Here is a 15,346-nt window from a genome sequence, read left to right as displayed (position 1 = left end):
GATGACCCGCCTGCATGTGCCCGTGCATCTGCGCTGGGGCGACCTCGACGCCTTCCAGCACGTCAACAACGCCAGCTTCGTCAAGCTGCTCGAGGAGGCGCGCTTCCGCGCGTTCTGGCTCCACGAGGATCCGGCGAAGGCGACGCCGCTGGCGGTGTTCGACGCCGAGCTGCGCGTGGGCGACGAGGGCCCGTTCTACCCGCTCATCGCGACGCAGCAGGCCGAGTACCTCGCGCCGATCCCGTACCAGCAGGAGCCGCTCGACGTGCGGATCTGGTTCGGCCGGCTGGGCGGGGCCTCGGCCGAGCTGAGGTACGAGGTGTGGGGCGGCCCGGCGGGGGAGACGCTGTTCGGCCGGGCGAGCGTCACGGTCGTGCTCGTCTCGCCCGACACGGGCCGGCCCGTGCGCATGCCCGACGCCATGCGCGCGGCGTGGGAGCCCTACCTCGAGGCGCCGGACGAGGGCTGACGGCGCCCGTTGAGGCGAACTGCGAGAGACTGGAGGGGTGACTCTGCAGTCTGCTCGTTCCCTCGCCCGCGTCGGCGCCTCCGCGCGCGCGGACTTCCCCTATTTCGCCGCGCATCCGGACACCGCGTACCTGGACTCCGGCGCGACGTCGCAGCGCCCCGCGTCGGTCATCGACGCCGAGGCGGCGTTCGTGCGCGCGGACTACGCGGCCGTGCACCGCGGATCGAGCATGGCCACCGGCGAGGCCACGGCCGCGTTCGAGGATGCGCGCGAGCGCGTCGCCGCGTTCGTCGGGGCCGGCGAGCGCGAGATCGCGTGGCAGGCGGGGGCCACCGACGCCCTGAACACGATCGCGCTCGGCATGTCCGATGCGTCCCTCGGGCTCGGCGACGAGCGCTTCGCGCTGCGCGCCGGCGACGAGATCCTCGTCACCGAGGCGGAGCACCACGCCAACCTCATCCCGTGGCAGCGGCTGGCGGCCCGCACGGGCGCCACGCTGCGTCACGTGCCGGTCGACGACGCCGGGCTGTGGACGATCGACGCGCTCCGGGCGCAGCTGACCGCGCGCACCCGCGTCGTCGCCTTCGCGCACGTGTCGAACGTGACGGGTCAGATCGCCCCCGTCGCCGACGTCGTCGAGGCCGCGCGCGCGGGCGGCGCCTACACCGTGCTGGACGCGTGCCAGTCGGTGCCGCACCTGCCGGCCGATCTCGGTGCCCTCGGCGTCGACTTCGCCGCGTTCTCGTCCCACAAGATGCTCGGCCCCACCGGCATCGGCGTGCTGTACGGCCGCGCCGAGCTGCTCGACGCCCTGCCACCCGCCCGCACGGGCGGCTCGATGATCACGACGGTGACGATGGACGAGGCGCAGTTCCTGCCCGCACCGCACCGGCTCGAGGCGGGCACGCAGCCCGTGTCGCAGGCCGTGGGACTGCGCGCCGCGGTGGACTACCTCACCGGGATCGGCATGGACGCCGTGGCGGCGCACGAGGCCGAGATGGCGGGCCTGCTCGTCGAGGCGGCGGAGTCCGTGCCCGGCGTGCGGCTCGTGGGCCCGGCGGCGGGTGCGCCCCGCGCCGCGCTCGTGAGCGTGATCGTCGACGGCGTTCACGCGCACGACGTCGGGCAGTTCCTCGACGACCGCGGCGTCACGGTGCGCACGGGCCACCACTGCGCGCAGCCGCTGCATCGCCGGCTCGGCGTGGCGGCGACGACGCGCGCGAGCGCCTCGGTCTACACCACGGCGGACGACGTCGAGCGCTTCCGGGTCGCCCTCGGCGAGGTCCGCGCCTTCTTCGGAGCGGACCGATGAGCGGCGAGCTGGAGGGCCTGTACCGCGAGCTGATCATGGATCACTCGCGCGACCCGTACGGCAAGGGCGACCCGAGCGGGCTGGCGCACACGCACCACGAGCTGAACCCGTCGTGCGGCGACGAGATCACCCTCGGCGTCACGCTCGACGACGAGGGACGGATCGACCAGCTGGCCTGGGAGGGCCAGGGCTGCAGCATCTCGATGGCGTCGGCCTCGATCATGTCGGAGCTGCTCGAGCACGCCGACCGCGACGAGGCGTTCGCCCGCATCGGCGAGTTCCGCGAGATGCTGCGCTCGCGCGGCGCGGTCGAGCCGACCGAGGCGCTCGGCGACGCCGCCGCCTTCCAGGGCGTGGCCAAGTACGTCATGCGCGTGAAGTGCGCCATGCTCGGCTGGGTCGCGCTCGAGGCGTGCCTCACCGAGTCGCGCGCCGCCTGACGGCACGCGCGCGCGGGGCTCAGGCCCTGTCGGGCACGCGCAGCATGATCTCCTGCGCCACCGTGGCCACGAGCACGCCGTCGCGCGTGTAGAGGCGCCCGAGCGACAGTCCACGGCCGCCCTGCGAGCTCGGCGACTCCTGCACGTACAGCAGCCACTCGTCGACGCGGGCGAAGCGATGCCACCAGATGGCGTGGTCGAGGCTGGCCGTCTTCACCCCCGGGTCGCTCCACGCCACGCCGCCGGCGCGCATCACGGGCTCCTGGATCGTGAAGTCGCTCAGGTACGCCAGCGCGGCGCGGTGCAGGGCGGGGTCGTCGCCGAGCGGTCCGCGCACGCGCGTCCACACGGCCTGGTACGGCGAGGGCTCGTCCACGTGCAGCCAGATGTCGCCGGTGGTGTGGCGCACCTCGATCGGGTTGGCGCGCAGCAGCAGCCCCGACTGCGGGTGATCGACGTGCAGCTGGGTGGGATCGGGCAGGTCCTCGGGCGCGGGCACGTCGGGCATGGGCAGATGGTGCTCGAAGCCCGGGTCGTCGTCCTGGAACGAGGCGATGCCCGAGAAGATCGGCACGCCCTCCTGGTAGGCCTGGATGCGGCGCCGCGAGAAGGATCGGCCGTCGTGCACCCGATCGACCGCGAAGGTGATGGGACCGCGCACGTCGCCGGGGCGCAGGAAGTACCCGTGCAGCGAGTGCGGGTGCCGCTCCGGCGGCAGCGTGCGCGTCGCGGCCATGACGGCCTGCGCGAGCACCTGCCCCCCGAATACGCGGCCGCTCGGCATCGGGTGGGAGGCGCCGACGAAGATGTCGTTCGAGGTGCGCGCCCCGGTGTCGTCGAGCGCCAGCACCCCCCGCAGCATCTCGACAGGATCGGTGGGGAGCTCGAGGGTCACGAGAAAGTAGTCTAGGTCGGATGGCCCCCCGACTCCTGCTGGCCGATGCCGACTCCGCGCGCGACGCCCTGACCTTCGCGGGCCGCGCGGCGCAGGCCGGCGCCGAGGGCGTGCGGCTGCAGGGCGCCGGGGGCGTGCTGGCGATGACGAGCGCCGCGCTCGCGCCGCACGGGCTGCTGGACCGCACGCCGACCGTGCTCGCGATGCGCGTGCTCGCCGCCGATCCCGAGCTCGAGTGCGATCTCGTCGTCGCCGAGCTCGCGGCCACGGACGACCCCACGGCGCTCGCGCTGCCGGAGACCGCCATCGCCCCGGCCTGGGCCGGCATCGCGCCACCCCGCGCCGGCTGGGAGGCGCGCGGCGAGATCGCGGCGGCCACGCTCGCGAGCCGCGCGCAGTGGGGCATCGCCGCGGTCGCCGAGCGGCTGCCGCAGAACCCGGGCGAGGACGCGGTGCGCGCCGTGCGCGGCGCCGTCTGGGGCGCGCCGGACGAGGAGCTCGGGGGCCTGCCGCTGGGCGTCGCCTTCGCGGCGTTCGCGTTCGGGTTCGTGGGTGGCGAGGAGCGGGCGCGCGTGATGGCCGCGGGCCGGTGGACCCGCGTCACCCTGCGCCGCGGTCACGTGCTCAGCAGGGGACCCGCCGTCTCGGGCATGACGCAGGTGCGCCCGACCGGGCGCTGACACTCAGGAGCCGGCGGCGCCGGGTGTCGGCTCGAACGTGTTCACCATGGCGTGCGCGGCGCGCTGCAGGTAGTCCCACAGCGTGGCCTCGTGCAGCGGTGAGAGCTCGAGTTCGTCGACGGCGGCGCGCATGTGCGCGAGCCAGCGGTCGCGCGCGTCCGGGTTGACGTGGAACGCCGCGTGGCGCATGCGCAGGCGCGGGTGCCCGCGCTGCTCGCTGTACGTGGTGGGGCCGCCCCAGTACTGCTCGAGGAACAGCAGCAGGCGCTCCCTGGCGGGACCGAGGTCCTCCTCGGGATACATGGGACGAAGCACGGGATCGTCCGCGACGCCGCGATAGAACGCGTCGGCCAGCCGGGCGAAGGTCTCGCGCCCGCCCACCTGCTCGTAGAAGCTGGTCTCGTCGGTCACTTCTCCTCCTCAGCGGATCCGTCCGCGGATCCGTCGGCGGGCTCGTCCGGTGCCTTGTCGGCGGGGCGGCGCTCCTGCGGCGCCGACGTCGAGGTCGCGCCCCGCGGGTGCCACGTGGGGCGCGCGGGGAGGTGCTGCGGACGTGTCGGCGGGTTCAGGCCGCGCACCCGCATGGCTCCCTCGGCGCCGGTGAGCGCGACGCTCGCCACGCCGGGCAGCTCGACGCCGTGCGCCCGCAGCTCGGCGTGCAGTCGCTTGCGCAGCTCGGCGGCGACGTCCTCCTTCGTGCTCGGCTTGGCCTTCACGACCAGCCGCATCACGAGCGTCTCGCCGTCGACGGACTCCAGGCCCCAGACCTCCGGATCGCCGATGACGCGCGTGCGCCAGGCGGGGTCGTGCGCGAGCGCGGAGGCGACGCCGCCGAGCGTGTGCTCGATGTCGTCGACGTCCACGTCGGCGGGCAGGCTGACGTCGAGCACGACGCGCGACCACCCCTGCGACATGTTGCCGATGCGCAGGATCTCGCCGTTGCGCACGTACCAGAGGGTGCCGTTGACGTCGCGCACGTGCGTGACGCGCACGCTCACGTACTCGACGACGCCGGAGGCGAGCCCCACGTCCACGACGTCGCCGATCCCGATCTGATCCTCGGCGACGACGAAGATCCCGTTGAGCACGTCCTTGACGATGTTCTGCGCCCCGAAGCCGAGACCCGCGCCGACGGCGGCGCTCAGCAGCGTGAGCGAGCCGAGCAGGTCGGGGGCGACGATCGCGATGACGAGCAGCGCCGCGATGACGACCATCGCGACGTTCACGATGTTCGTGAGGATCGACCCGAGGGTGCGCGAGCGCTGCACGATCCGCACCGACGCGAGCGGGGAGCGCTCGATCGCGCGGGTGTCGGCGACGTCCGCCTTGGACTTGGCGCCCTCCACGATCCGGTGCACGACGCGCCGGATGATCAGCCGCAGCGCCCACGCGATGGCGACGCACACGATGAGGGTGACGGCCACCCACAGCGCGTCGAGGCCGACGGCCCGCAGCGTCTCGAGCACGCCGCTCCAGAACTCCGGGGTGATCTGCGGCTCATCGCCGGTGTCGAAGGCACGCATCCCTCGCGCTCCCTCCCTGACCCGCTCGCGTCACTCCGCGTCGCGCGACTGCGCCGTGAGCGCCCGCTCCACGCCGGCGAGGCACTCGTGCACGAGGCGACGAAGGGCGGCAGGCGCGTCGGTGTGGGCCGCGAGCCAGGCCCTCGTCGCGTCGCGCAGCTCGACGTTCGCCAGCGCCGCCGGGTACAGCAGCTCGATGAGGTACGACGCGATCTGGTACGTGCGGCCCTCCCAGACGGGCAGCAGCATGTCGAAGTACCGGGGCACGAACGCCTCGAGCCGGTCGCGGGTGGCGGGGTGGACGAATCCGGTGGCCGCCGACCGCACCACGGTGTTCGGCAGCGAGTCGTCCTCCACGAGCGCGGCCCAGGCCGCCTGCTTCGCCTCGGGCGTCGGCAGCGCCGCACGCGCCTGCGCGGCGAACTCGCCGCCCTTGGCCGTGTTGTCGGCCTCGAGCGCCGCGGCGATCGCGTCCTCGTCGGCCACGCCGCCGGCGGCCAGCGAGATGAGCAGCTGCCACGCGAGGTCCTCGTCGATCTGCAGGCCCTCGAGCGCGACCTCGCCCTCGCGCAGCCGGCGCACGTTGTCCCACTGCGCGGGGGTCGACGCGGCCGAGGCGAAGGCGGTCGCGAGCTGCAGCTGCAGGTCGCTGCCGGGCGCCGCCTCCTGCAGCAGCCGCCAGAGGCCGTCGGCCACCTTGGCGCGGGTCTCGTCGCGGCGGTCGGGCGCGACGTACGAGTTAGCGGCCAGCTGCAGCTGCGCGAGCGTGGTGCGGATGGTGGTCGACTCGGTCTCGGCGCCGATGTTGCGCAGCACGAGGTCGACGTAGTCGCTCGCGGCCGTCTCGGCGTCGCGGGTCTGATCCCACGCGGCACCCCACACGAGCGAGCGCGCGAGCGGGTCGGCGATGTCGGAGAGGTGGTCGATCGCCGTGCCGAGGCTGCGCTCGTCGAGGCGGATCTTCGCGTACGCGAGGTCGTCGTCGTTCAGCAGCACGAGGTCCGGGCGGGCGCGGCCCTTGAGCTCCGCGATCTCCGTGACGTCGCCGTCCACGTCGACCTCGACGCGGTGCGTGCGCACGAGCGCGCCGTCCTGCAGGTCGTAGAAGCCGATCCCCAGGCGGTGCGGACGGATCGTCGCGTAGTCGGCGGGCGCCGTCTGCAGCACGCGGAACCGCGTGACCCGGCCGTCCACGTCCTCGTCGATCGCGGGGGAGAGCGTGTTGACGCCGGCGGTCTCGAGCCACTTCTTCGACCACGTCGACAGGTCGCGGCCGCTCGTGCGCTCCAGCTCCACGAGCAGATCCGACAGCTCGGTGTTCGAGTATGCGTGCTTGCGGAAATAGGCGCCCACCCCGGCGAAGAACGCGTCGATGCCGACCCACGCGGCCAGCTGCTTGAGCACCGAGCCGCCCTTGGCGTACGTGATGCCGTCGAAGTTGACCTGCACGTCCTCGAGGTCGTTGATCTCCGCGACGATCGGGTGCGTCGACGGCAGCTGGTCCTGGCGGTACGCCCAGGTCTTCTCCATGGCGTTGAACGTGGTCCACGCCTCCGTCCACTCGGTGGCCTCGGCCGTGGCGATGGTCGACGCCCACTCGGCGAACGACTCGTTCAGCCACAGGTCGTTCCACCACTTCATGGTCACGAGGTCGCCGAACCACATGTGCGCCAGCTCATGCAGGATCGTGACGACGCGGCGCTCCTTGACGGCGTCGGTCACCTTGCTGCGGAAGACGTAGGTCTCGGTGAAGGTGACCGCGCCCGCGTTCTCCATCGCCCCGGCGTTGAACTCCGGCACGAAGAGCTGGTCGTACTTCGCGAACGGGTACGGGAAGCCGAACTTCTCCTCGTAGTACGCGAAGCCCTGGCGCGTCTTCTCGAAGATGTAGTCGGCGTCGACGTGCTGCGACAGGCTCTTGCGCGCGAACACGCCGAGCGGCACGACGCGGCCCTCGGTGTTCGTCAGCTCCGAGCGGACGACCTCGTACGGTCCGGCGATCAGCGCGGTGATGTACGACGAGATCCGCGGCGTGGGCTCGAAGCCCCACGTGGCGCTCTCGTTGTCGTCGTGCAGGATCGGCTCGGGGGTCGGCTGGTTCGAGACGACCTGCCACGTCGACGGCGCCGTGACCGTGAACTGGAACGCGGCCTTGAGGTCGGGCTGCTCGAAGACCGCGAAGACGCGGCGCGAGTCGGGCACCTCGAACTGGGTGTACAGGTACACCTCGCCGTCGACGGGGTCGACGAAGCGGTGCAGGCCCTCGCCCGTGTGCGTGTACTCGCAGTCGGCGTCGACGACGAGCTCGTTCTCGGCCTGGAGGCCGTCGAGGCGGATGCGCGCGTCCGCGAACACCTCGGAGGGCTCGAGCTGCACGCCGTTGAGCGTGACCTCGCGCACCTCGCGCGCGATGAGGTCGATGAAGGTGGATGCCCCGGGTGTCGCGGCGAAGCGCACGACGCTGCGCGAGCCGAACACCTCGTCGCCCTTGGTGAGGTCGAGCGTGACCGCGTAGGACTGCGTGTCGACGACGGCGCGACGCTCCTGCGCCTCAATGCGGGTGAGGTTCTCTCCAGGCACTGCGCAACTCCCTGGTGGTGGAAACGATCGGGGGAGCCGCGCCGGCGGGCGCGGCGACTGGTCAAGCCTACGTGCTCGCGCCCTCCCGGCGCGGGAAAGCGCGAATGCGGAGCCGATATGCCGATCCTGCATGCCGGCTGGGGGAGTTCTTCGACGCGGGTGCGAAAATGGAGGGGTGAGCACCGCCGAGCCTGAGGTCACCGTTCCGTTCGCATCCGCCGCCGCCTCGAGCGGCTCCGCCCACGTCGAGGCCCCCGTCGCCTACGACGGAATCCTCCTCGCCAGCTTCGGCGGTCCCGAGGGCCAGGACGACGTCATCCCGTTCCTGCGCAATGTGACGCGCGGTCGCGGCATCCCGGACGAGCGGCTCGAGGAGGTCGCCACGCACTACCGCCACTTCGGCGGCGTGAGTCCCATCAACGCGCAGAACCGCGAGCTCAAGCGTGCCCTCGAGGCGGAGATCGCGCGACGCGGGCTCGATCTGCCGGTGTACTGGGGCAACCGCAACTGGGCGCCCTATCTCGACCAGGCAGTCACGCAGGCGGATCAGGACGGGCGGCGCACACTGCTGGCTATCTCGACGAGCGCCTACAGCTCGTTCTCGAGCTGCCGGCAGTACCGCGAGGACTTCGCGCGCGTGCTCATCGACAACGATCTCGGCGATCGCATGACGATCGACAAGGTGCGCCAGTTCTTCGACCACCCCGGTTTCGTGCAGCCCTTCATCGAGGGCGTGGAGGCGGCGATCCGCGTGTACCTCGGTGACGGGATCTCCGCGGACGCCATCCAGGTGCTGTTCTCCACCCACAGCGTGCCGATGCAGGACGCGCAGCGCTCCGGGCCGCGCGACATCGACTGGGGCGAGGGCGGCGCCTACGCCGCCCAGCACCTGGCGGTGGCCGAGGCCGTCATGGCGGACATCGCCACACGCCTGCCGGAGGCGGCCGAGGTGGGGTGGAAGCTCGTCTACCAGTCCCGCTCGGGCCCCGCCTCGCAGCCGTGGCTCGAGCCCGACATCAACGACGTCATCGAGGAGCTGCCCGCGGCCGGTGTGCAGGCGATCGCGATCGTGCCGCTCGGCTTCGTCAGCGACCACATGGAGGTCCTCTGGGACCTCGACAACGAGGCGAAGGACACGGCCGAGAGGGTCGGCATCCGGGCGGTGCGCACGCCGACCCCCGGCGTGGACCCGGCCTACGTGGCGGGACTCGTCGATCTCGTCGAGGAGCGTCTGCGCGGTACCCCCGCGGGCGAGCGTCCGCACCGCACGGAGCTGGGGCCGTGGTTCGACGTCTGCCGCCCGGGGTGCTGCGAGAACGTGCGTGCGGGGTTCAAGCCCGCCGCCGCAGGCATTGCGCCGTGATCGGCCGGGCATAGGGGAGAATCGCAGCATGCGGATCCACATCGCGACCGACCACGCCGGCCTCGAGTTCTCCACGCAGCTGCAGCACCACCTGGCGGGTGCGGGCCACGAGGTGATCGACCACGGGCCCGTCTCCTACGACCCGCTCGACGACTACCCGTCGTTCTGCATCCGCGCGGCGCAGGCCGTCGTCGCCGACCAGGAGGCCGGCGTCGAGGCGCTCGGCGTCGTGTTCGGCGGATCGGGCAACGGCGAGCAGATCGCCGCGAACAAGGTGAGGGGCGTGCGCGCCGCGCTCGTGTGGAGCATCGCGACCGCCGAGCTCGCGCGCGAGCACAACGACGCCAACGTCATCGCGATCGGCGCGCGCCAGCACACGTTCGAGGAGGTCGCGCGCTTCATCGACCGCTTCGTCGAGACGCCGTTCTCGGGCGAGGAGCGGCACGCGCGCCGGATCGGCCAGATCGCGGCGTTCGAGACCGACGGCACGCTCGAGCCCGATCCGCGCGCGGGCGCGTAGGCATGCCAGAGGGCCACTCCGTCCACCGCATCGCCCGCCAGTTCGCGCGCAACTTCGTGGGCCGCCCCGTGCAGGCCACGAGCCCGCAGGGCCGCTTCGCCGAGGGCGCGGCGATGCTCTCGGGCCGCACGCCCACGCGCGCGCAGGCGGTGGGCAAGCAGATGTTCCTCGAGTTCGACTCGGGCGCCTGGCTGCGCGTGCACCTCGGCCTGTACGGCGCGTGGGACTTCGCGGGCGAGATCCTCGTCGACCCCACCATCGCCTCCGCCAACGGCCGGATGGGGCAGACCAACCAGCGCGGCACGGTGCTCGGCGACGAGCCGGTCTTCGACGACGCCGGCGAGAACTCGCTCACGTCGATCGGCGCGCCCCGGCGCACGCGCGTGCACGTGCGCATGTCCGAGCAGACGAAGGGCCTCGACGAGCCCGACGGGCTCGAGGCGCCGGACGCCGAGTGGCCGCCGCCCGTCGTCGGGCAGGTGCGCCTGCGGCTGCTGACCGAGAGCACGTGCGCCGATCTGCGCGGCCCCACGGCGTGCGCGGTCGAGACGGCCGCGCAGGTGGAGGCCGTGATCGCGCGTCTGGGACCGGATCCGCTCGTGGGCGACCCCACCGAGAACGAGGAGCGCTTCGTCCGCGCCGTGCGGGCGCGCAACGTGGCGATCGGTCAGCTGCTCATGGATCAGGCGGTGGTGAGCGGGATCGGCAACGTCTACCGCGCCGAGATGCTCTTCCGCGCGCGCCTCGATCCGCATACGCCGGGCCGCGCGATCCCCGAGGAGATCGTGCGCGGGCTGTGGCGCGACTGGGACGCGCTGCTGCGCATCGGCGTCGAGACCGGGCAGATGATGACGATGGACGGGCTCGAGGGCGAGGCGTGGCGCAAGGCCATGGCCAGCCGCGACGACCGCCACTGGGTCTACCACCGCGCCGGGCTGCCCTGCCGCGTGTGCGGCACGGAGATCGCGCTCGAGGAGATGCAGGCGCGCAAGCTGTACTGGTGCCCGAACTGCCAGAGGTGAGGAGTGGGATGGACGTCGGATCCACCGTCGACGTGATCGCGAACGCGCGGATCGCGGGGGAGGGGCGCGAGCTCATGCCGCTCGCGCTCGTGGAGCCCGATGCGCCGTACGACGTCTTCCTGCGCGACGGGCGCATCCTCGACATCGCCCCCGCCGGCAACGCGCGGCGCGACGGCGTCGTGCTCGACGCGGGCGGCGCGTGGCTCGTGCCCGGCCTGTGGGACCACCACGTGCACCTGCGCCAGTGGGCGCTGTCGCGTTCGCGCCCCTCCGTCGCGCACGCGCGGTCGGCGGGCGAGGCCGCGGTGCTCGCGGCCCGGCAGGAGCCGGGGGACGACGGGCGCAGCGTGCTGCAGCACTGGCGCGAGGGGCTGTGGGCCGAGCCCGCGAGCCTCGCGGCGCTCGACGCGGCGACCGGCGATGTTCCGACGTACCTGCTCGGCGCCGACTCGCACTCGGTCTGGATGAACACCGCCGCCTTCCGCCGCGAGGGGATCGCGCCGGATCCGTCCGGAGTGCTGCGCGAGGGACCCGCGTTCGCCACGATCGTCGCCGTCAACGAGCTCTCCGACGGCGCGGCCGACCGACTCATCCGGCGGGCCGCGCGCGACGCCGCGGCGCGCGGCGTGGTCGGCGTCTGGGACCTCGAGTTCGGCGACGAGCTGAGGGACTGGCGGCGGCGCGGCGCGGCGGGCTGGGACGGGCTGCGCGTGCACGCCGCCGTGTACCCCGATCACCTCGACGAGGCGATCGCCGACGGCCTGGCCACGGGCGACGCATTCGACGCCGCCGGCCTTGTGCGGATGGGCATGCTCAAGGTGCTCGCCGACGGCTCGCTCGGCACGCGCACGGCATGGACGACCGACGCGTACGCCGGGGACCCGCACAACCACGGCGGCCCGAACGCCTCGCCTGAGGAGATGGCGCGGCTCGTCGTCCGCGCCGCCGCCGCGGGAATCGCGACGACGATCCACGCGATCGGGGATCGCACGAACGCGGCGGCGCTCGACGCGTTCGCCCGAGCCGGCGTGCCCGGTCGCATCGAGCACGCGCAGCTCGTCTCGGCAGCCGACGTGCAGCGCTTCGCGCATCTCGGGGTGGCGGCGAGCGTGCAGCCGCAGCACGCGGTGGACGACAGGGAGCTCACCGAGCGCCACTGGGGCGCCCACGCCGCGAGCCCCTACCCGCTGCGCGCGTTCCGCGATGCGGGGGTGCGGCTGCTGTTCGGCTCGGACGCGCCGGTGGCGCCGCTGGATCCCTGGGTCGCGATGTCGGCCGCGGTGTTCCGCTCCGACGACGAGCGCGAGCCGTGGCGGCCGGAGCAGGCGATCGACGCTCGCACGGCGCTGGCCGCGTCGACGGCGGGCGGCTCCACCGACGCGCAGACGATCGAGCCAGGGTCGCCCGCCGATCTCGCGATCGTCGCGCACGATCCGGGCACGGCGGACCGCGATGCGCTGCGCGGTATGCCCGTCCACGCGACGCTGCTCGGCGGGCGCCTCACCCACCTGGCCTGAACGCGACGATGCCCCGGACCGATCGGCCCGGGGCATCGGAGGCGATGGCTTACTCCGCGACGTGCGCGACGAGGAACCAGCGGTCCTTCTCGAGACCGGCCTTGATGCCGATCGCGACGTCCTGGCTCGTGAGGTCGATCTCGTCGAGGCCGTCGATCGCGGCGTCGAGGTCGGCGATGATCGCGTCGATATCGGCGACGACCTTCGCGATGAGCTGGTCGGACTGCTCGAAGCCGGCGCCCACGTGCGTGGCCGGCGCCTTCTCGGCGATCGTGTCGAGGCGCGCGTCGATCGGCAGGCCGAGGGCGATGATGCGCTCGGCGGCCTCGTCGGCCCAGCCACCCGCGTGGGCGACGAGCGTGTCGAGGAACTCGTGCACGCCCACGAAGTTGGCGCCGCGCACGTGCCAGTGCGCCTGCTTGCCGTTCACCACGAGGGCCTGCAGGCCCAGCACGACGGGCGACAGGAACTGCGAGGCGGCGGCGGCGACGGTGGGGTCGGCGGCGGTGGCCGCGATGGTCTGCTTGGTCATGGTGATTCCTCCCGTTGGTCACCTCGCGGAAGTGGCGTGAATGCGCCATCCGATGACCTCAACGGTGCCCCACCGGCAGGCATTCCGCAAGCAAGCTGAGGCTGGGCTAACGGTCCGCTGACCGGGCCGAAACGCGCCGCGCGCGGCGTGGCACGATGGGCGCATGAGCATCGCCGCGACCGCGTCCGTCCTGTCCCTGCCTGGTGCCGAGCCGGCCGTCGATCCGTCGGCCTTCGTCGCGGACGGCGCGAGGGTGATCGGCGACGTGGGGCTGGGGGAGTCGACGAGCGTCTGGTACAACGCCGTGTTGCGGGGCGACGTCAACGCGATCCGGATCGGTGCCCGCAGCAACGTGCAGGACAGCGTCGCGATCCACGTGGATCGGGATCATCCCGCGCGGATCGGAGAGGATGTCTCGATCGGCCACAACGCCGTCGTGCACGGGTGCGAGATCGGCGACGGCTCGCTCGTCGGGATGGGATCGGTCGTGCTGTCGGGAGCGGTCGTCGGCCCGCAGTGTCTCATCGCGGCCGGCGCCGTCGTGCTCGAGGGCAGCGTCATCCCGCCGCGCTCGCTCGTCGCCGGCGTGCCCGCGAAGGTGCGCCGCGCGCTGACAGAAGACGAGATCGCGGGCCTGCGCGACAACGCCGACCGCTACGTCGAGAACGCTCGGCTCCACGCCGCGGCCACCGCCGCGCGGTGACGCGCGGGAAGCCTGCGCGTTTCAGACGCGGCTCACGCGTCGGCTAGACTCGAACGCGCTGCCCGGCAGTCCGGGGATGTAGCTCAATGGTAGAGCCCCAGTCTTCCAAACTGGTGGTGCGGGTTCGATTCCCGTCATCCCCTCCAGATGCTTCTCCCGTCCGCGCGTCCCGGGAACCGCTGCGGCGCGCCCGCGATCCGGCCATCAGGTGCCCGGTCGCCACGTCGGCTAGACTCGATGGGGCCGTTTCGCACTCCCGCTCCGCGGGAAGCCCCGGGGCGTAGCTCAGCTTGGTAGAGCGCCCGCTTTGGGAGCGGGAAGTCGCAGGTTCGAATCCTGTCGCCCCGACGAACGGCCCGAAGACCTGAACCCCCGTGCGGATCGCGTGCGGGTCCGTCACGAGGAGAAGCAACCAGCATGGTCAACAGCACCGTCGAGAAGCTCAGCCCGACCCGGGTGAAGCTGCACATCACGGTCAGCCCCGAGGAGCTCAAGCCGAGCATCCAGCACGCCTACGAGCACATCGCGCAGGACGTGCAGATCCCCGGCTTCCGCAAGGGCAAGGTGCCGGCGCCGATCATCGACCAGCGTGTCGGCCGCGTCGCCGTCCTCGAGCACGCGGCGAATGAGGGGCTGGACGGCTTCTACCGCGAGGCGGTCGCCGCGAACGACCTCAAGGTCCTCGGCCGCCCGTCGGCCGAGATCGTCGAGTGGCCGAACGAGAAGGACTTCTCGGGCGACCTCGTCGTCGACATCGAGACCGACGTGCGTCCCGAGTTCGAGGCTCCCTCGATCGAGGGCCTGAAGGTCGAGGTCGACGCGATCGAGGTCGACGAGGCCAAGGTCGAGGAGGCGCTCAACGACCTGCGCGCCCGCTTCGGCACGCTCGTCACCGTGGACCGCCCGGCCGCCAAGGGCGACTTCGTCGAGCTCGACCTCGTCGCCACGATCGGCGGCACCGAGATCGACCGCGCCGAGGGCGTGTCGTACGAGCTGGGCTCCGGCCAGCTGCTCGAGGGCACGGACGAGGCGATCGAGTCGCTCACGGCCGGCGAGGACACCACCTTCAAGTCGACGCTCGTCGGCGGCGACCACGCGGGCGAGGAGGCCGAGGTCTCCGTCACCGTCAAGGCCGTCAAGGAGCGCGAGCTGCCCGAGGCCGACGACGACTTCGCCCAGATGGCCAGCGAGTTCGACACGCTCGCCGAGCTGCGCGAGAGCCTCGCGGAGCAGACGCAGTCGCGCGGCGCGTTCGCGCAGGCGTCGGCGGCCCGCGACAAGCTCATCGAGACGCTGCTCGAGCAGGTCGAGATCCCCGTGCCCGCGCAGCTCGTCGAGGACGAGGTGCACCGCCACCTCGAGGCCGAGAACCGTCTCGAGGACGACGAGCACCGCGCCGAGGTGGCCGAGGCGAGCGAGAAGCAGTTCCGCACGCAGATGCTGCTCGACGCCTACGCCGAGCAGCTCGACGTGCAGGTGTCGCAGGACGAGTTCACGCAGTACCTCATCCAGTCGGCCGGTCAATACGGCATGGCGCCGCAGGAGTTCATCCAGGCCATCCAGCAGGGCGGCCAGCTGCCCGCGCTCATGGGCGACGTCGCGCGCAACAAGGCGCTGTCGATCCTGCTCGGCAAGGCGGAGGTCGTCGACACCAACGGCAAGCCGGTCGACGTGTCGGACTTCGCGCTCGTCGAGGACGCCGCATCCGAGGACGAGGGCGACGAGGACGAGGCCGAGGCCGAGAAAGCCGAGTAAGCACCTCTCACACGAAGGGGCGGGCGCGCGATGCG

15 protein-coding genes and 2 tRNA genes are annotated in these 15,346 nt (G+C 72.5%); 12 read left to right on the top strand and 5 right to left on the bottom strand.

Annotation, left to right across the window (positions count from 1 at the left end):
- The first annotated feature begins 1 nt into the window (after position 1).
- The 3 genes from ACWDR7_RS01785 to sufU are packed head-to-tail and all read left to right on the top strand — an operon-like array spanning position 2 to position 2,221.
- Positions 2–469 carry an acyl-CoA thioesterase gene (locus ACWDR7_RS01785; protein WP_449853220.1) on the top strand — a complete coding sequence of 156 codons (468 nt, stop codon included), beginning with the start codon at positions 2–4 and terminating at the stop codon, positions 467–469.
- 37 nt (positions 470–506) lie between these two features.
- A complete protein-coding gene (locus ACWDR7_RS01780) occupies positions 507–1,781 on the top strand; it encodes an aminotransferase class V-fold PLP-dependent enzyme (protein ID WP_449853219.1) in 1,275 nt (424 codons plus the stop codon).
- Positions 1,778–2,221, top strand: coding sequence for a Fe-S cluster assembly sulfur transfer protein SufU (sufU, locus tag ACWDR7_RS01775; RefSeq protein ID WP_449853218.1), 444 nt, complete (start codon positions 1,778–1,780; stop codon positions 2,219–2,221). Before ACWDR7_RS01780 ends, sufU begins: the two co-directional genes overlap by 4 nt.
- A gap of 19 nt (positions 2,222–2,240) precedes the next feature.
- Here sufU and ACWDR7_RS01770 read toward each other — a convergent pair whose 3' ends face one another.
- Positions 2,241–3,083: an acyl-CoA thioesterase gene (locus tag ACWDR7_RS01770; protein WP_449853304.1), complete on the bottom strand. Its 843-nt coding sequence runs from the start codon at positions 3,081–3,083 to the stop codon at positions 2,241–2,243.
- A 53-nt stretch (positions 3,084–3,136) separates the two neighbouring features.
- On the opposite strand from ACWDR7_RS01770, the gene ACWDR7_RS01765 reads away from it, so the two are divergent.
- A complete protein-coding gene (locus tag ACWDR7_RS01765) occupies positions 3,137–3,796 on the top strand; it encodes a hypothetical protein (RefSeq protein WP_449853217.1) in 660 nt (219 codons plus the stop codon).
- Positions 3,797–3,799: 3 nt separating this feature from the next.
- On the opposite strand, the gene ACWDR7_RS01760 is transcribed toward ACWDR7_RS01765, so the two are convergent.
- The 3 genes from ACWDR7_RS01760 to pepN are packed head-to-tail and all read right to left on the bottom strand — an operon-like array spanning position 3,800 to position 7,899.
- Positions 3,800–4,207, bottom strand: a complete 408-nt coding sequence (locus tag ACWDR7_RS01760; protein ID WP_449853216.1) for a globin — start codon at positions 4,205–4,207, stop codon at positions 3,800–3,802.
- Positions 4,204–5,319 (bottom strand): mechanosensitive ion channel family protein, encoded by a 1,116-nt coding sequence (locus ACWDR7_RS01755; protein ID WP_449853215.1) that lies wholly within the window; start codon positions 5,317–5,319, stop codon positions 4,204–4,206. Before ACWDR7_RS01755 ends, ACWDR7_RS01760 begins: the two co-directional genes overlap by 4 nt.
- Positions 5,320–5,349: 30 nt before the next feature.
- Positions 5,350–7,899 (bottom strand): aminopeptidase N, encoded by a 2,550-nt coding sequence (gene pepN, locus ACWDR7_RS01750; protein ID WP_449853214.1) that lies wholly within the window; start codon positions 7,897–7,899, stop codon positions 5,350–5,352.
- A gap of 175 nt (positions 7,900–8,074) precedes the next feature.
- Here pepN and ACWDR7_RS01745 point away from each other — a divergent pair, with 175 nt between their 5' ends.
- From ACWDR7_RS01745 to ACWDR7_RS01730, 4 genes are read left to right on the top strand one after another with little or no spacing between them, the layout of a single operon-like run.
- Positions 8,075–9,262 (top strand): ferrochelatase, encoded by a 1,188-nt coding sequence (locus ACWDR7_RS01745; RefSeq protein ID WP_449853213.1) that lies wholly within the window; start codon positions 8,075–8,077, stop codon positions 9,260–9,262.
- 28 nt (positions 9,263–9,290) lie between these two features.
- On the top strand, positions 9,291–9,782 hold the full coding sequence (locus ACWDR7_RS01740; RefSeq protein WP_449853212.1) for a ribose-5-phosphate isomerase: 492 nt from the start codon (positions 9,291–9,293) through the stop codon (positions 9,780–9,782).
- 2 nt (positions 9,783–9,784) lie between these two features.
- On the top strand, positions 9,785–10,804 hold the full coding sequence (locus ACWDR7_RS01735) for an Fpg/Nei family DNA glycosylase (RefSeq protein WP_449853211.1): 1,020 nt from the start codon (positions 9,785–9,787) through the stop codon (positions 10,802–10,804).
- Between the two features lie 8 nt (positions 10,805–10,812).
- Positions 10,813–12,321, top strand: a complete 1,509-nt coding sequence (locus ACWDR7_RS01730; RefSeq protein ID WP_449853210.1) for an amidohydrolase — start codon at positions 10,813–10,815, stop codon at positions 12,319–12,321.
- Between the two features lie 49 nt (positions 12,322–12,370).
- Here the strand turns inward: ACWDR7_RS01730 and ACWDR7_RS01725 are convergent, their stop codons facing one another.
- Positions 12,371–12,853 (bottom strand): Dps family protein, encoded by a 483-nt coding sequence (locus ACWDR7_RS01725; protein ID WP_449853209.1) that lies wholly within the window; start codon positions 12,851–12,853, stop codon positions 12,371–12,373.
- A gap of 163 nt (positions 12,854–13,016) precedes the next feature.
- Here ACWDR7_RS01725 and ACWDR7_RS01720 point away from each other — a divergent pair, with 163 nt between their 5' ends.
- From ACWDR7_RS01720 to tig, 4 genes are all read left to right on the top strand, one after another.
- On the top strand, positions 13,017–13,556 hold the full coding sequence (locus tag ACWDR7_RS01720) for a gamma carbonic anhydrase family protein (RefSeq protein ID WP_449853208.1): 540 nt from the start codon (positions 13,017–13,019) through the stop codon (positions 13,554–13,556).
- Between the two features lie 72 nt (positions 13,557–13,628).
- Positions 13,629–13,702, top strand: a tRNA-Gly gene (locus ACWDR7_RS01715).
- Positions 13,703–13,830: 128 nt separating this feature from the next.
- Positions 13,831–13,904: transfer RNA gene (locus ACWDR7_RS01710), tRNA-Pro, on the top strand.
- Between the two features lie 69 nt (positions 13,905–13,973).
- Positions 13,974–15,311, top strand: coding sequence for a trigger factor (tig, locus tag ACWDR7_RS01705; RefSeq protein WP_449853207.1), 1,338 nt, complete (start codon positions 13,974–13,976; stop codon positions 15,309–15,311).
- Positions 15,312–15,346: the final 35 nt, after the last annotated feature.

The sequence above is a fragment of the Microbacterium sp. NPDC003461 genome, from assembly GCF_053588335.1.
The sequence above is the reverse complement of the archived record's forward strand: the minus strand, read 5'-3'. Positions and strand labels throughout refer to the sequence as shown.

What these genes read in the sequence shown, in the direction of transcription:
- ACWDR7_RS01735 (WP_449853211.1), top strand. Translation starts at nt 9,785, where the DNA reads ATGCCAGAGGGCCACTCCGTCCACCGCATCGCCCGCCAGTTCGCGCGC.
- tig (WP_449853207.1), top strand. Translation starts at nt 13,974, where the DNA reads ATGGTCAACAGCACCGTCGAGAAGCTCAGCCCGACCCGGGTGAAGCTG.
- ACWDR7_RS01785 (WP_449853220.1), top strand. Translation starts at nt 2, where the DNA reads ATGACCCGCCTGCATGTGCCCGTGCATCTGCGCTGGGGCGACCTCGAC.
- ACWDR7_RS01770 (WP_449853304.1), bottom strand. Translation starts at nt 3,083, where the DNA reads ATGCTGCGGGGGGTGCTGGCGCTCGACGACACCGGGGCGCGCACCTCG.
- ACWDR7_RS01740 (WP_449853212.1), top strand. Translation starts at nt 9,291, where the DNA reads ATGCGGATCCACATCGCGACCGACCACGCCGGCCTCGAGTTCTCCACG.
- ACWDR7_RS01765 (WP_449853217.1), top strand. Translation starts at nt 3,137, where the DNA reads ATGGCCCCCCGACTCCTGCTGGCCGATGCCGACTCCGCGCGCGACGCC.
- ACWDR7_RS01755 (WP_449853215.1), bottom strand. Translation starts at nt 5,319, where the DNA reads ATGCGTGCCTTCGACACCGGCGATGAGCCGCAGATCACCCCGGAGTTC.
- sufU (WP_449853218.1), top strand. Translation starts at nt 1,778, where the DNA reads ATGAGCGGCGAGCTGGAGGGCCTGTACCGCGAGCTGATCATGGATCAC.
- ACWDR7_RS01730 (WP_449853210.1), top strand. Translation starts at nt 10,813, where the DNA reads ATGGACGTCGGATCCACCGTCGACGTGATCGCGAACGCGCGGATCGCG.
- ACWDR7_RS01720 (WP_449853208.1), top strand. Translation starts at nt 13,017, where the DNA reads ATGAGCATCGCCGCGACCGCGTCCGTCCTGTCCCTGCCTGGTGCCGAG.
- ACWDR7_RS01725 (WP_449853209.1), bottom strand. Translation starts at nt 12,853, where the DNA reads ATGACCAAGCAGACCATCGCGGCCACCGCCGCCGACCCCACCGTCGCC.